Source organism: Metabacillus sp. KJ11-3 (assembly GCF_055808295.1).
This window is the reverse complement of record NZ_JBVVRS010000002.1, coordinates 91,088-105,724: the sequence shown is the minus strand read 5'-3', so window position 1 is coordinate 105,724 and position 14,637 is coordinate 91,088. Positions and strand designations below refer to the sequence as shown.

The window sequence follows — 14,637 nt, the reverse complement described above, 5'->3', positions numbered from 1 at the left end:
TCATTCCATGGTTCGATTCCATTTCATTCTTTGAATCATTTAATCTCTCGATTTCATTTAATATTAAATGGATCGATCCCATTCCATCTAATCGGAAAAATAAAATCTATCGATTTCATTCTATCGAAAGCTAGGGCGGGTGTTTGACGCGCGCGCAAGTGTAGCATGTGCAAAGGCGAAGATAAATGTCCAACTGCAGCATATCAAAAAGAGGGTCTGTAAGGGTTTCGAACAGACGGACGATCAATCGAAAGGAAAATAATGGAACATTGCGCTCGAGCAGGAGAGGTACAGACAAAGAGACGACGAATACAGCAATATATATTCTATCGAGGTCTCCTGTTAAAATATAAAAGCGGTATAGTTACCTTCGGTCCCCTTTTTTATATAAGAGTTTATATATTCATTTATATAAATAAAAAGCACCAACTGATAGAGGTTTCCCTTCATCAATTGATGCTTCCAATTTAGAATTAAAAATCAATTTAATTATTTAAATAATACCAAACTACCTTTTCACACATCAAAATGAGCTTATCCATTTGTTGTTTAATGTTAGTTGTTCCACCAGCGTGGAATAAATTGTTTCGTTTATCAATTAAATCTTGAGCAAAAAATTTGTCAATCTTATGCAATCCTCCAGCATATTTAATACTTGTAATACCTAGCTTATTATTTAATATTTCAACCAACTTTTCTGCTCTATTTTCTTGTGTAGCAGTAGCAAAAGTATTACTCAATATATTAGATGCCTTATCCGCTAAATCACTTGAATATCCGTTCTTAATCAAGTAATCCTTTACAAGTTTAGACATCCCTTTTCTATCTTTCTTTTCATATATCCTTGTTCCTACATCATTCTTAAAAGCTGCTTCTATAAACTCAATGATGGTAAAGGCGTGGTAATATTTCGCTTTATGATCTAACGATTGTAATGAACCATATAGAGCTGTTACCATAAAACTAGCTTCACTTGAAGCAACCACCTTTTCAAGTCTTCTCGTCATATCTTCCAGATCTATTTTAGAAAATAATTCACCTGAAACATGATCCCCTTTTATAAAAAAGCTATCGATTGGGGACTCTCCACCTCTTAATGTAATTAACATATCTTTACGGTACCATTTAATTCTAACATGTCCCTGTAGACTGTTATCGGTTTCGCTATGTCTTCTTTGAATGTAAATGCTAATTAGTTTAGCTAGTTGATTTAAAAGACTATTCCCTATAGAAAATGCTGTAATTTCACTATCAGCTTCTATATTTTTTAGTATTATTTCTTTATTTGTCTTTGTATAACGCAAGTCACATTGAACACCTTGATATGTGATTTGATCATGAAATTCATAGAATACAATCATATTAGTATTGTGGAAATCATACTCTCCGACAAACTCTTGTGTTATAGGCACCCTAATATCATAGAAATTCATTTTAATTTTACCTCGTTTCAATCAATTAGTATTGTGGAAATCATACTCTCCGACAAACTCTTGTGTTATAGGCACCCTAATATCATAGAAATTCATTTTAATTTTACCTCGTTTCAATCATTCACTCTAACTACTAAAATAGGCTCACCATATCTTACTAATTGCCCATTACTAATCAACACCGTTTCAACTCTTCCATTTACAGATGAAGGCAAGACTTTTCCAGATGACATATAACTCATTTTAAATCCCGGAAGTACGCTTGTATACATGAGAAACTCATCCCCTATATTTATTTCACTACCCTTTTCGATAAAAGGGATAGTTGGTAGATGGTTAAACCAAAGCTGCCTTGTAAGAACGGAACTAGGTGTATCTCCTTCTAATATATTTCTGAAGATCTCTATCCTCTCATTTAAACGGTAGTATACTATTTTTATATTAGGATGAATGAATTTTCCCTCTATCTCTTTGGCCGCTTCTAAACTCACATCACTTGCTAGTAGTGGGACCCTATCAAATAAGATATCTTCTAACACATCTTTAGATCGGGTATAAGTTTTACCAGTTAATTCATTAACTCTTTTTAAAAATTTAGGTGGCATAAAGTCTTTTTGACTAATACTTGGTTCTCCCCCAAAACGAACGAGTTTAACATTATACCGATGCTCATCTTTATTATTTTCTTCTACTTTTGATCTTGAGCTATTTTCTTCAATATAGGTTTGATTGTTTTCAAGTACTATTGAGGAATTTATCATTTGAACCGATAATAGCAGTTCACAGACAAAATCAAAAATATTTACTTTTAGATCTATATCCATAAATGCTGTTTGTATCAAATAATTACGTATAAGTGATATTTGTACATCAATCTTTTCAAAAGAAACATTGGAACTAGTTAAATGGGTAGCGATTGTTTCATACAAATATTGTTCTTCGTTACTGATTTTCTCCATCTTTTCTATTCCTTTTAATACAGGGAGTTCAAAGGATTCAAAGTTATTTAAACCCTCCAGAGATACTCCCTTGAATAACCGATGAATTAACTCCATCTTCTCTATTAAATATAGGAAGAATTCAGATGATCTGATATCCGATTTCACATCAATTCCAAGATCTGCTAGTGTTGCTTTTAAAAGCATTAAATCTTTTGTGTTCCATTCGCCTTTGGAATGATGGAAAAAATCATTGGTAACACATATGATCTTTTCAAACAAAGGGAGTTCTGAATATTCCACTCCATTCTCTAATTGATACTCTATTATCCTTGTCCAATGTAATAGGTCAACATTTCTCTCAAGGTTTGCGACCCTATTTTCTAGTTTGAGTACATCTGACCTAGTTTGTTTAAAGTATAAGAAAAGGTCATTCACTAATAAGTCCGTCTCTACTGCCAATGTATTTAACTTATTGTTAACAGTAGTAATTAGGTCAAATGTTAGTAGATTTTGTTCACTCAATTTATTTAAAGTATGCTGGGATGCATGCTGAACTGATACCATATCATTATTTATTTGAGCTCTGATTTTTTTATTTTTACCTGTAATGGTATTCCAAAAACGTCTAAATACACCTTGTTTCTCTATTTCTTTAGCCCTTGATTCACTGGCTACCAGTACAGTAACTGAGTCTAATGTAAGTTTACTAATTGCCGCTTTATTTCCTTTATATAAATCTATGGTTTTTTCAATTTGTTTTTCAATATTTGTATATTTGTGAGGAACTAAATTATCACTTTGGTATAAATTTAGTTTTGTTTCCATAACTCATCTCCTGGATTATAATTTCTTCTTTAATCATATTCCTCTGCTTTAAAAGGTCTTCACGAGTAGATTTATATTGTTGTTCTGAATCCCTTAAAAAGCTAAGTGTCCTAGTTATTTTCTCTTGGGTTACACCCATTTCATAAATTGGCCTTAAAATTTCAAGTGTATCATTATACCCCTGATTTATTCTTAGGTTTGAACCTGTGCTTGAAAAGTCTAAAGTTCCTTTAAATAAACCTCCTTGATACTCAGAGGGGAAAATCTCTATTATTTTAGCTTTATTGAATTGATGGTGATTGATAATATCAGTTCTTTTTAAATGTACAACAATTATGAGATCACAGCCGATATCATAAAGTGGCTTTATAGGTATATTATCAGCTTTAGGTAGTGGTATACCCCCATCAAAATACCCGACTCCATCAATCACTTCAGAATCAAAAATAAAAGGAAGTGCAGAGCTAGCTAAAAGAACTTTTATTATTGTCTCCGGTTCTAAATGATTAATTTCAAAGTACTTTGCACTTAAATCCTGCGCTTTAAAACACGTAGCGAAGAATGGTATATCCGAGTTAGAAACACCACTTAAATCTATGTTCTTCTTAATTAATGATCGTAGTCCATCTCTAGTAAACCACCCATGTCCTACGAGTTTATTTATGTAGGGTTTAATTATATTTTCCAGCCTAAAACCAAGGCTATTTGTAATTCGATTTAATATCAAATCATGATTTATTGTTAAAATTTGATCATGTGAAATGTTCAACCAAAGCTCTTCTGCTTTTTTATAATCCCCTTGTACGAAAAGAGCAGCATTTAACGCACCTACAGATGTACCTGATATTGCACTGATGCTTTTATCTACTCCAAATTCTTTTAATGCTTTCCAAACCCCTATTTGGTAAGCGCCTTTTCCTCCACCGCCCGTAAAAACAAGTCCAATTCTTTTCATTTTCTATCATCCTTTTAGCAATCTAATACTATTATAGAGGAAAACCTCCCTCTAGCATTATTGAATTTATATCACATAATGAAATAAACCAATACTTATATTTAATGATTTTCATGAAACAAACCTATTAATCTAGCGTATACTTTACTATAAGAATATTTTTCTTTATATAAGAAAGGATGAAACCAGTGATTTTTGAAGATGATTCCATGTTTAATAAATTACGTAAACAGCAAGAAGATATGAAAAGAATGTTCGAACCTATGAATCAAATAAAAACTTTTAAATTACATGATTCTGTAATTACACAACTTCAAAATCAACAAAGAGAATGGAATGAAATGATTCAACCTCTTACCCAATCTCTATTATCATCAACACTACTTAATGAAGTTATCAAAGTGCAAGAAACAGTAAAACCGATAGCTAGCCTTCTCCCATCTATAGCGGCTGATGTACATAAATATCAATCACAAATTAATCAAGCGTTAACTCCTATATCTAATCTTATCGGAGATAATGCTATAAGAATGGCAAGTATGACAGTTATAGAAAGAAATAAATTAGATGATTTATTTAAATCTGTTGCTGATTATTTAAATGAAGAAATGCCAAACCTTAGATCTATTGATTACACCGGTATTGATGAATTTATGGGCGATACTCCGACTCTTTCTACAAACTCTGTTTATGCTAGTAATGATTTACCTTCCAGTATTACTGTTGCTACACCTAAGAAATCATTAAAAGACATGAATGAGGATGAATTAGTTGCATTAGTTAGAAAAGCAATGACTCCATCCTTAATATTTGGGGCTTTTACTTTTATTTGTAAGGTTTATGAAGACTACCTTTTAGATGCAGCAAAAGTTATTATCGAGATTGTCTTTGCTTTGCTTATAACAACCGCTACTGGTAATTTTGATGCAGAAGTTAAAGCGGAAATTGTTCATGAAGTCAAAGAATCTATGATCACAAGAGATGTACGGAAAGTTGTTACTAAATATGTAAAAGTAAACCCTTATGGAGACATTGCTTTTCTTAGAACTGACTCACATATTCGTAAAGGAAGAACAAAGACATCACCACTTCATACAGCTCATAAAATAAGTTCAAATACTGTTTTAACTATAATTGAGAGAAGAAACAATTGGCTAAGAGTCGAAATTGAAAATGAAGAGACATGCTTCATTGGTTGGGTTGAAGAATCCAAAGTAGTGAAATTCAAGAAAATAAAATAGTATATAAAATAGTATATAAAAATGACCTAATGACATCCTCACATCATTAGGTTTCTGTATATAGTTAATTTCTAAAGTGTCTACACGAAAGACATAATCAACTTTCTCTATATATAAATTCTATTTAGCATGTTCTTTCATTGTTTCATAAAAAAAATTGTTAGCATCTTTATATCAGAAATATCCCAAATAACGCTATACTACCAGAAACCAAATTATCTGCATATAAACCGAAGCCTTCTTGTTTTTGTTCATATTGGAAAGCCTTATACATTTTTTTCTACCCTTATATTTAATATTGTATTTTTTTGAAAATATAATTACCTTAAAGGTTGTAATGCTTTCCCTGTTTCAAGATCATAAAAATCATCATGCAATAAGTATACATCACCGTACTTTTCTAATAACAAATGGAAATCTGTTGGATTTAAGTTACGTGTTAATAATTTATTGAAATGATCTAAGCATATGTTCCATCTTCGCTTATCTAAGTCTAAATCTTCCATGACCGAAATAGATTTCTGATCACAACACCCACAAATGTCCACTTGTTCTTTCTCTTCACTTGGTAGCGGATACCCCTCTTTATACTCTACACGTTGTTGATCGTATGCGAATAAGAGAGTATGATTTTGACAAAGAATAACCCTTTTTTCTCCATCATCAACCTCATTTAACATTATGTTAAAATCGCAACCCTTTGACATACAAATGTGATTTTTCATCCTTTTTCCTCCTTGTAATAAGTAACTACCTTAACTCTAAATCAAAGGAGGACTTTAAACAAAAAACCGACAGTAGATGAAAAAACTAGAATGTATTATATTTTTAATATGTAGCTTCGCTGATTTCGTAATATAAGGTTTATTAATACCTTCCTTTTGACTTATTTATCAAAATCCTTTGTCACATTAATCTCAAACAACTCTAAAAAAAATAAGACCGTTTTTTCAACTTGTTCTTCTGATTCAGAATAGGGTATATCGATTACTGGCAACCCTATCTTCCAACAAAACTCTCTTTTTCCTTTATCACGTTTTCTTAATTCTCTTGCCCCTTGATACCCACCAAAATACTTTGACCTTAGATATTTGTAATGTTGAATGCCGTTATATTCAATAGCAAACAAAGGAATCTTATTTTGACATACGACAAAATCTAACCTTAACTTATATTCATACCCTAAGCGTTCCATATTGACTTCACGAATAAATTCAATCTTATTTTTTTCAAGAATGGCCGAAACCAGCTCTTCACCATTTGAGACTCTTTTTAATCTTTTTTGGCATTTAAGACATACCTCTCCTTTTTTTATTTTAATTGGCTGCGTTCTCCATTCATGCCCTCTATTACATAAGTGCAGACCATTTTTGCTCATTCCTTTATATGGCCCTATAAACTTTATATCTTTGCGGTTTTCAGTTAGAAAATTTATATACTTCTGATGATTGGGAGATATCTTGTCAGATAATTCAGGTCTCCAAACATTCGAACACCATAGGTATCTATGTATATCATCATCAAGATTAACAATATATGATTTTACCAAGGCATTTCCTAACTGGTCTTCTAACTTATTAATATAATCTTTGTATTGTTCAATACTTGCTACCGCTTTTGATTTTTTCTTATATAGGTGTAAACAATCAAATTGATCTTTTACTAAGAGTAAAATTAGTCCTCTAAACTCCATGATATCTCTTCACCTTTTCTCACTTGGTTTAAGCTGAGTATGTCCTGCTAATAATCTCTTTTTTCGGATAATCATATAGATTATCAAGCCACTTGTTATAATCATAGGTAACAATTATATCCGCACCTGGACAACCTGAATGTAACGTGTCTAAAAGAAATGCTAGTTCTCTATGATCTTTTTCGGTGTAATAGCAGTGATATAAATCTTTCCCCTTCTCTACGTAAGGCGGATCGACGAACAGGGCAACCTCATTATCCCAATATTTTTCTTCTATTAATTCAAGTGCATTTTCTTGAGTAACCTCTATCCGATCACCCATAGAATGTATCTTCTCAATACGTTTGATTAGTTCATTTGGATTCCATCTAGAAAGTAAACTATCTCTACTTCCATTACGGCCACCTAATGGATTTGCTTTTACCACCCCACTATAAGCTAACCTATTCACTATCAGGGATGCCCAAGCTGCTTCAACAAGGTTAACACCCTTATAATCTGATTTAATGATAGCTTGAGCCTGAAAATAATCCGTATGCGAAGGCTGGATCGTCCGGATTCGGTTAATTAACTCAAAGGGAAAGTTTTTAACTAACCACCATAGCGAGTAAACACCAGTATCTAAATCATTTAGATGAAGTTGCTCAATAGCTCCCGCTTCAAGTAAAGCCAACTCAAAACTAGCACCCCCAGTGAAAGGAGAAACTAATTTCTTCGTTTTCTCTTGTTGAAGGTGAGTATAAAGATAATCTACAATTCTAGTTTTTCCACCCGGATATCTGTATGGGGACAATCTCTTTGAAAGCTTATTATGTATTTGTATCTTTGCTTCCGCTTTTCCAAATTTCTTTTCTTCTAGAATTAACGTAAACCTATGTTTTAAAGTTGTTTCATCTAAGTAAGTAAAACTATCACATATTTCACACCAAAAACCATGATTAAATGAATCAATCTGAAAATCCTCACTATTAGAAAAGTCCTTTAAACCACAATGTTGACACTCCAGCATGGTTGTATGGTCCATATCTATTGCTCCTTGCTTCATTATATTTTCATTAAGTGTAACTAAGTTTATTAATAAGTGAAAAATGAAGAAATCTAATTGAAGTTATTAAAAATTCGGGGAATTTTATATTAAAAATGCTATCACGAGTTCCTCATTTGAAGAAATATGATAGCCTTTTTAACTTCCCTTTTTAGGAGATATTTCGTAAGTCTCTAATCTTTCTATAATGTTTTTCCACTGATAAGGGTGAACGATTCATTTTTTTAGCAATCTCATGATATTTAAGACCCTTTTTTTCAATTCCACTAGCCTTGTTTCCTCTTTGTAAGACCAATGTTTATAGGTTCTTTGTTTTACTTCCAATTTAATTTCACAACTCCTCTACAAATAATATTCATTTATTAACCAATTTGTAGTTTATAAATTTTGTAGTTTTGGTGAGAAACAACAGTTAAATTTGTTTCTATATTTAAAAATTCAGCAGCATCCTTTGAAATTTCTACTAATACACTATTTTCTCTCACTATCCGTACCTTACCAATAATGGAAGATCCTTTTCTAGTGAAAATTACTGGTTGCCCCTCTCGTGCTTTTTGGTTATAAGGATTTTTCTTCTTTTTCAAAGATCGGCACTCCCTTCTATCTATATGAGTAATATCTATAAGTAAAATGTACAAAGTTATTTAATAAAGTGCAAAAAACGTTCATGTTTTAAATTTAACCTTCATTCTTCAATAAATCATTCATCTTCCTTAAGAGTAAAACTTACTGTAGTGTAATTTTGATTTAGATTTAAAACAAGTTTGGTAGATTTCCTTCGTTATAACAGCAACTCCCCTATAACATGTAAAAAATGACAAATAAAAAAGCACCAAAACGCATAATGTATGCATTCTGGTGCTTCCAGATATCTAAAAAATCATTGATGTAGTTTTCAATACACAAATTATATACCATAAGAAGGATAATATAAAGATTAAAACTACAGTAAATTCAGTATTTCATATATTGTTTTTCACGAAGTTTAAGATTTTAGAATTATAGGGAGTTTCGTCCCTCTCTTTTGTAAACTAATCCTAATATATCCAGTTGTTTTCAATATAGAATTGTAATTAGATCTTAAACACTCGCGCTTAGTTTACTGAAGATCATATTACTGTGGAAGTCCTAAACTTTACCTCTGGTTTCATTTGGTTTTTCAATAGTTTATGAACAACATAAAATCGCTTTATCAAAGGCATCTTCTGGAATATATACTTTATTGTCTTTAATCTTATAAGGAATATTATTCTTTTCTAGTCTGTCTGTGTCTACAACGGGCACAGTATCTCCCCAACGTACATATTCACCATTATATGCGCACCCACTTGTGATAAAAAATGCAGATGAGAAAAGCAGGAAGTAATACTTTTTCATACTTTCAACTCCAATTTGGATTAGAACACTACTTAAATTATATTTCAATTGTATATATTATCATTTTTCTTTAGGCAAGGATCTTCAATTTAAGCGCTTAGATTGCTGAAGAGTGAATAACAAAAATCGTTAGTTCAACAATCCTTCCTTTTTCCATTTATCGTAGTACATTTGATAACCCATGTCCTCAGCTGTCATAGTGTACTGCGTATCTTCCAACTTAAAAGTATGTAAGCCCGATAAGGTCTCATAGTTTGGATTCCTTTTACATCTCCTAATAGAATTTCAAATGTATCAACATCCACTGAATGTGTTGTTCCATTCTCATCAGTTTCAAGAAGTATGAAATCTATCTTCCCATGTTCTGAATCCCCTAAACATTAAACATGCTTGTTTATATAAAGTTTATTCATACCTAAACCTCTATTCTATATGTCAATTCATTAGCTTATTGAACTATCCTGCTTTTAGCTCAATAAGAAAATCAACATTGTTCTTTAACTGAGCCTTTTATATAAATATTTATGTATATAGCATAAAATATATTAATATGTAAATGCGGTAATAAGTATGTAATAAAAAAAGATGCCAGAGGGAATTTAAGAATTTCCTTGTTATGTCTTCCACCTATGTATTTTATAAAGTCATAACATATGTGTATTCCAATTTTTTAGAGATCATACGGTTCAGACGGTGGTTGAAAAGGCTCCTCTTTTATCCCTTTTAACAAAAGGATCTTCCTTCTAAACTCTATGAATTGAGGAGATAATTTCCCTGGTCTTTCTAATCTTATAAAGGTTTCTCCCCCATCTTTTGGCTTATAATTGAATGTTAGTTGATGATGGTAAGGTAACACATTGTAATACCTACGACCACCCTGTGGGCGCACAAACTGCTTTATGTAATCAACGTTTGTAATGTTCTGGACTTTAATAGTGGCAGTATCATTAAATACAATCCTATCCTCATACAATTTGACACTCACTTCTTTTCCAAGGTCGTATCCGTGTAAAAAATATATATTTGCATATATCTTCATTAGATAGCCTTGTTTCTTTTTTTCTTTATGTTGTTGTAATCGGATCCCACCAAATATTGCGATCACTATAAGAGAACAAATAAGAAACCCCATTGACCAAGCCCCTATCTATAAATTCTTTACTCTATTTTATCATGTACCTAGATTGAGCAAACTGCATAATGTTGAAAATATAGCATAAAATATATTTAATCTGTTCCATGAAAAAGAAATCGCCACTTCGTTAGAAGCAGCGATAATTTATTAACTGTTAGTCCGAGATCATTGGTTGTTCATGCTATAAAACTATTATATTTGCTTATAAATATCATATCCATCTTTAGAATGTGGTTCCAGCAGCTGCATAAGATCCAGAGCAGATAAGTTCGGTAGATCGCAATAAAATTCCTCTCTTTGATTATCTGTAGGAAAATGAAATGTGTAAAGTTACTGTAATACCTGGTAACTTTCCAACCCATGATTCCAGCCTAATAGATAAATTGTAATAGAATAAGGATTTTCTTGTTTTGTTGTATAATCCGACATCGCAGCAAAACCTATTAAATGTTCTTTAGGATTGGTGATTACACCCATAAGACCTTTGCTATCCAATAATTCGTTTGGAAAAATTACTTTTCCATCGCTTTTTTCTCGGTACATTTTAAACACTCCTTTTAATTATGAATTGCACTTTCATAATAAGTGAATCCATTTAGTCAATCAAAAGAGCAAAACAACCAAATTATGTATAATAAGAAAGCAAAAATGACCATTTCCTTATAGAAACGGATCTTTTAAATACAAAAAGGATAATATCGCCATTTTTAGTTATTATCATAAATTTTTTATATTTTACTGCAAAGTACTCGTATTTCTCAACAGTCTTACCTAATAAATGCAAATGAGCGACATCCTTTCTCTTAAAAGGATGTTACCAAATATTACTAATTTTACAAAGTTCATAAATACACTTATAAATAGTCTGTTTTTACTTTTAAAAGAGTCAATTTTTGTTACACAGTAGGGCGCTCAAATATAAAAAACGATCGCCCTAATAGAAGTGATCGTCTTATACGATTATATAATTGCAAGTATATTTGAACTGCGCTGCAAATTGGTTATTATTTTCCCATCATAATCATTCAATAATAGATTCCTTTTTCTGGAATCAAATTTATTTCGTAGGTAATTCCCATGTCCCGTTTTTTAAGTAGCTATTAAAACGGCAATTCATGTTTAGATTGCTCATTTATTTTCTTTTCAACAGATTCCACGAACAAAATGAGGGCCGAGATATTTTTAAAAATCAGCATGCTCTCGTCATAATTCAGCAATGGATTGTCATGGGCAAATGATTTATCATTTCTGACAGGATTAAAAGCATCCAAAAGTGAAATGGAAGTTTTTAATATCCTTCGCGTCATTTCCGTTTCGATATAGCCAAGCTCATCAATATGCTTGATATATTCCCCGAAAATACTATGAAGCGGTTTGTCTTTTCCACCAGTAATTCCGTGCTTATCACAAAGCCTTCGTAAATACTTGACCACATATGTATGAAGGCGATCTAATGCTGCACCTGGTTCATTTTGCTCGATACTCTCACGAATCGTTTTTGCAAGCAAGGAAAAATCCATTTCTTCAGCGGCGACTGCAACTAAATGGTCAACATGTTCAGAAATTCCCTCTTCACCTAACTTGCCTGCTATTTTCCAACATTCATCTCTTAGATTCCAAGTGGTTTCTTCAATAGGGATGTCTTCACTCTGAATTGCCCCCCAATATACAATAAGATCTTTTAATAGAATGGAAACAGTATAATTTGATTCTATTTCCCAGAAAGCACGTAAACGATTCGCCTTGGAATCACCTTTAAAGGCGTATTGTTGGTCGTATATATCCTTTCCGGTCGATTCCATTACAAACTCACTAATTGTTCTGTTAGAAAAATCAATGACATATCCTGTTCCCATTTCAAATAATTTTTCCAAACGCATTCTATCTATTCGATTTAATTCAGCCAAGTAGAGATCTCTCCTTTACCTTTTTTCTATTGTATACAGTTAAAATTCTTGAATCAATGGGCGTAATAATTAATTAGGATATGTTAGGTTTAGATACTTATGTAAATACGGTCTCCAAGGTGATTATTCCTTTTATGTTTTCTAATACTTCAGGATCAACTTCCTTGATAAAAGATCTATAAGTATTTACAGATGGAAGGATAATATGTGTATCCATATATGGAAAGGTAAAGTCACCTTTTATTCTCCATTCCCTTTCATGTGTCCAATCAATTATGTTATTAGGATCATTAATTTTAAAAGAAACAAATTCCTATAATCGTTGTTACTTGCAGTTTAAATAGATAAACAAATCTACTAAAACACACTTCGACAAAAATTGTAAAATCCCTCCAATTACTAACAAAGAGGTATCCAATAATAATTCTGTTGGATACCTCTTTTATATATAATCAGACATTGTTTGATTGCTGCTTATGTGTAAACACCTAGGTGGAAAAACATTCTATACTCTATTGAGCACATAATATATCTCTTGCTTTTAGTATTCATTCTAATAGTTATTTTTAGGCGATTACTTCAAACCAAGCCTTGAAATTAGGACTGCCAATTTGACATGCAAAACTACCATTTACAATTACCCCTTCTTTTTCTGAGGCATTAAAAAGTTCCCCTTTATTTACATTATATCCATTCGTTCTAAGGTCTTCTTTCGCTCTTACAATTATTAATTCGTCATCAGGTATAAATATTTCAAACATATTATTTCCTCCAATCACCGTTATTGACAATATAGTACTTAAATCATACCAAAAAACCACGAATTGCTGTTCTATTTTCCAAAATAATGCCAATCGTTACTGCGCAGTAATTATTACTTTCTTGTTCAATTTCACTTTTATTGCTTTAAGTAAAGATCGTCACAATCATAACTATTTAAACTGGAAATTCATTTAACAATCCTCAACAATATGGCCCTTTAAATGAAAAAGAGCGGCATCCTTATTCAAGAATAGCGCCCTCTATTGTTGAAGAATAAAATTTCTATTAGCTGGTTTCGTAGCAATATCAAGGAATCAAGGAATCAAGGAATCAAGACGTTTTTCAATTATTTCAGTTATGTTAATAGCTATTTTATGTGATTTTAACTTATTAAGTACGGTAACTTGTTATGAAACTATCTTGCTGAATCTCTCCAGATTTTTTGCTAATTCATTATATTCAGAAATCAAACCCAATATACTGTCTATCCAGCGACTACCAGCTCCCCTGTAAAATTTATGTGCAACTGCTTTCTCCGTTCGTTGAGTAGACTCAATAATAAAGGCTACCCGATTTTGTTTCTTCTTTATCATCTTTCATTCCTCCTAATAAAAAAACACCGCTATAGATGGTCGATAGCAGTGTTCTTAATTCCTCATTACAGGTATTTTGTTAACAACCTCTTTTAGATCATGTTTCTAACTGTATCAAGGTAGATCATAAAACCAAATGGTAATATTAAAAAGAAAATTAACAAAAGAATACTTTTTCGATATACCCATATTTTTAATCGATCTTTACTTTCCTTTTGAACATCCAAAAAGGGCACTGAAGATATTTGATGATCCTGATACAGAGTTTGGAGCTCTTTTAATGCTCTTTTCTCTGTTTTCGATTCATCTCTCATATAATATAAAATGTAGGTAATAGTAGAAATACAATATAAAGCTATTGAAAGATATAATAATGTTTTTGGTATTACTACACCTTGAAACATAAACATTAAAAAATCTGTTAAAATACCTATTACTGCAATACCTACAAACAACCACCATACCCTTTCTAATAATTTAAATAATTTAGGGTTCGTAACTCCTTCATAATAATTAAGAGCATGAGATGCCTCATGAGCAGCTACAACTATAGAATTTGCATCACCTTTATTATTACTTTCGTTGATATATATTTTTGTCTTTTCTTTTTTATAATTACACTTACTCCCTTTATTTTTACTAATTTCAATCTCATAATTAATAAAATTATGATTGTTCAAAATCTCTGTAATTACAAATCTGCAATCCAAATGAATGTACACTCCTTATC

The 14,637-nt window shown here is 31.6% G+C and carries 15 protein-coding genes; 1 reads left to right on the top strand and 14 read right to left on the bottom strand.

The genetic code is table 11. The features are described from left to right. Positions 1-485: 485 nt before the first annotated feature. The 3 genes from AC0L8O_RS26005 to AC0L8O_RS25995 all read right to left on the bottom strand — a co-directional run bounded on the left by AC0L8O_RS26005 (position 486) and on the right by AC0L8O_RS25995 (position 4,154). Positions 486-1,433 carry a hypothetical protein gene (locus AC0L8O_RS26005; RefSeq protein ID WP_473449447.1) on the bottom strand — a complete coding sequence of 316 codons (948 nt, stop codon included), beginning with the start codon at positions 1,431-1,433 and terminating at the stop codon, positions 486-488. A 113-nt stretch (positions 1,434-1,546) separates the two neighbouring features. After that, positions 1,547-3,199 (bottom strand): hypothetical protein, encoded by a 1,653-nt coding sequence (locus tag AC0L8O_RS26000; protein ID WP_473449444.1) that lies wholly within the window; start codon positions 3,197-3,199, stop codon positions 1,547-1,549. Further along, positions 3,168-4,154, bottom strand: coding sequence for a patatin-like phospholipase family protein (locus AC0L8O_RS25995; protein WP_473449442.1), 987 nt, complete (start codon positions 4,152-4,154; stop codon positions 3,168-3,170). Before AC0L8O_RS25995 ends, AC0L8O_RS26000 begins: the two co-directional genes overlap by 32 nt. Positions 4,155-4,342: 188 nt before the next feature. Between AC0L8O_RS25995 and AC0L8O_RS25990 the strand changes: the two genes are divergently transcribed. Then, complete coding sequence (locus tag AC0L8O_RS25990) at positions 4,343-5,395, top strand: hypothetical protein (RefSeq protein WP_473449439.1); 1,053 nt, start codon at positions 4,343-4,345, stop codon at positions 5,393-5,395. Between the two features lie 320 nt (positions 5,396-5,715). On the opposite strand, the gene AC0L8O_RS25985 is transcribed toward AC0L8O_RS25990, so the two are convergent. The 11 genes from AC0L8O_RS25985 to AC0L8O_RS25935 all read right to left on the bottom strand — a co-directional run bounded on the left by AC0L8O_RS25985 (position 5,716) and on the right by AC0L8O_RS25935 (position 14,617). Next, the gene (locus AC0L8O_RS25985) at positions 5,716-6,120 is read right to left on the bottom strand and encodes a hypothetical protein (protein ID WP_473449436.1); all 405 of its coding nucleotides are present in this window, start codon (positions 6,118-6,120) and stop codon (positions 5,716-5,718) included. A gap of 161 nt (positions 6,121-6,281) precedes the next feature. Continuing rightward, entirely contained in the window at positions 6,282-7,088 is an 807-nt protein-coding gene (locus AC0L8O_RS25980; protein WP_473449433.1) for a DUF2726 domain-containing protein, read from the bottom strand. Between the two features lie 28 nt (positions 7,089-7,116). After that, the gene (locus tag AC0L8O_RS25975; protein ID WP_473449431.1) at positions 7,117-8,112 is read right to left on the bottom strand and encodes a DNA adenine methylase; all 996 of its coding nucleotides are present in this window, start codon (positions 8,110-8,112) and stop codon (positions 7,117-7,119) included. Positions 8,113-8,495: 383 nt separating this feature from the next. After that, entirely contained in the window at positions 8,496-8,717 is a 222-nt protein-coding gene (locus AC0L8O_RS25970; RefSeq protein WP_473449430.1) for a DUF2187 family protein, read from the bottom strand. Between the two features lie 583 nt (positions 8,718-9,300). Continuing rightward, positions 9,301-9,510, bottom strand: coding sequence for a hypothetical protein (locus AC0L8O_RS25965; protein ID WP_473449428.1), 210 nt, complete (start codon positions 9,508-9,510; stop codon positions 9,301-9,303). A gap of 670 nt (positions 9,511-10,180) precedes the next feature. Continuing rightward, entirely contained in the window at positions 10,181-10,642 is a 462-nt protein-coding gene (locus tag AC0L8O_RS25960) for a hypothetical protein (RefSeq protein WP_473449425.1), read from the bottom strand. A 333-nt stretch (positions 10,643-10,975) separates the two neighbouring features. Then, the gene (locus tag AC0L8O_RS25955; protein WP_473449423.1) at positions 10,976-11,188 is read right to left on the bottom strand and encodes a hypothetical protein; all 213 of its coding nucleotides are present in this window, start codon (positions 11,186-11,188) and stop codon (positions 10,976-10,978) included. 557 nt (positions 11,189-11,745) lie between these two features. Next, positions 11,746-12,552, bottom strand: a complete 807-nt coding sequence (locus tag AC0L8O_RS25950) for an abortive infection family protein (RefSeq protein WP_473449420.1) — start codon at positions 12,550-12,552, stop codon at positions 11,746-11,748. A gap of 566 nt (positions 12,553-13,118) precedes the next feature. After that, positions 13,119-13,313, bottom strand: coding sequence for a hypothetical protein (locus AC0L8O_RS25945; RefSeq protein WP_473449417.1), 195 nt, complete (start codon positions 13,311-13,313; stop codon positions 13,119-13,121). Positions 13,314-13,721: 408 nt separating this feature from the next. After that, positions 13,722-13,907: a hypothetical protein gene (locus tag AC0L8O_RS25940; protein ID WP_473449415.1), complete on the bottom strand. Its 186-nt coding sequence runs from the start codon at positions 13,905-13,907 to the stop codon at positions 13,722-13,724. A 92-nt stretch (positions 13,908-13,999) separates the two neighbouring features. Then, the gene (locus AC0L8O_RS25935) at positions 14,000-14,617 is read right to left on the bottom strand and encodes a hypothetical protein (protein ID WP_473449412.1); all 618 of its coding nucleotides are present in this window, start codon (positions 14,615-14,617) and stop codon (positions 14,000-14,002) included. Positions 14,618-14,637: the final 20 nt, after the last annotated feature.

Excerpts from the sequence above, each read along its gene's own strand:
- AC0L8O_RS26005 (WP_473449447.1), bottom strand. The coding sequence starts at position 1,433 with ATGAATTTCTATGATATTAGGGTGCCTATAACACAAGAGTTTGTCGGA.
- AC0L8O_RS26000 (WP_473449444.1), bottom strand. The coding sequence starts at position 3,199 with ATGGAAACAAAACTAAATTTATACCAAAGTGATAATTTAGTTCCTCAC.
- AC0L8O_RS25995 (WP_473449442.1), bottom strand. The coding sequence starts at position 4,154 with ATGAAAAGAATTGGACTTGTTTTTACGGGCGGTGGAGGAAAAGGCGCT.
- AC0L8O_RS25985 (WP_473449436.1), bottom strand. The coding sequence starts at position 6,120 with ATGAAAAATCACATTTGTATGTCAAAGGGTTGCGATTTTAACATAATG.
- AC0L8O_RS25980 (WP_473449433.1), bottom strand. The coding sequence starts at position 7,088 with ATGGAGTTTAGAGGACTAATTTTACTCTTAGTAAAAGATCAATTTGAT.
- AC0L8O_RS25975 (WP_473449431.1), bottom strand. The coding sequence starts at position 8,112 with ATGGACCATACAACCATGCTGGAGTGTCAACATTGTGGTTTAAAGGAC.
- AC0L8O_RS25965 (WP_473449428.1), bottom strand. The coding sequence starts at position 9,510 with ATGAAAAAGTATTACTTCCTGCTTTTCTCATCTGCATTTTTTATCACA.
- AC0L8O_RS25960 (WP_473449425.1), bottom strand. The coding sequence starts at position 10,642 with ATGGGGTTTCTTATTTGTTCTCTTATAGTGATCGCAATATTTGGTGGG.
- AC0L8O_RS25955 (WP_473449423.1), bottom strand. The coding sequence starts at position 11,188 with ATGTACCGAGAAAAAAGCGATGGAAAAGTAATTTTTCCAAACGAATTA.
- AC0L8O_RS25945 (WP_473449417.1), bottom strand. The coding sequence starts at position 13,313 with ATGTTTGAAATATTTATACCTGATGACGAATTAATAATTGTAAGAGCG.
- AC0L8O_RS25940 (WP_473449415.1), bottom strand. The coding sequence starts at position 13,907 with ATGATAAAGAAGAAACAAAATCGGGTAGCCTTTATTATTGAGTCTACT.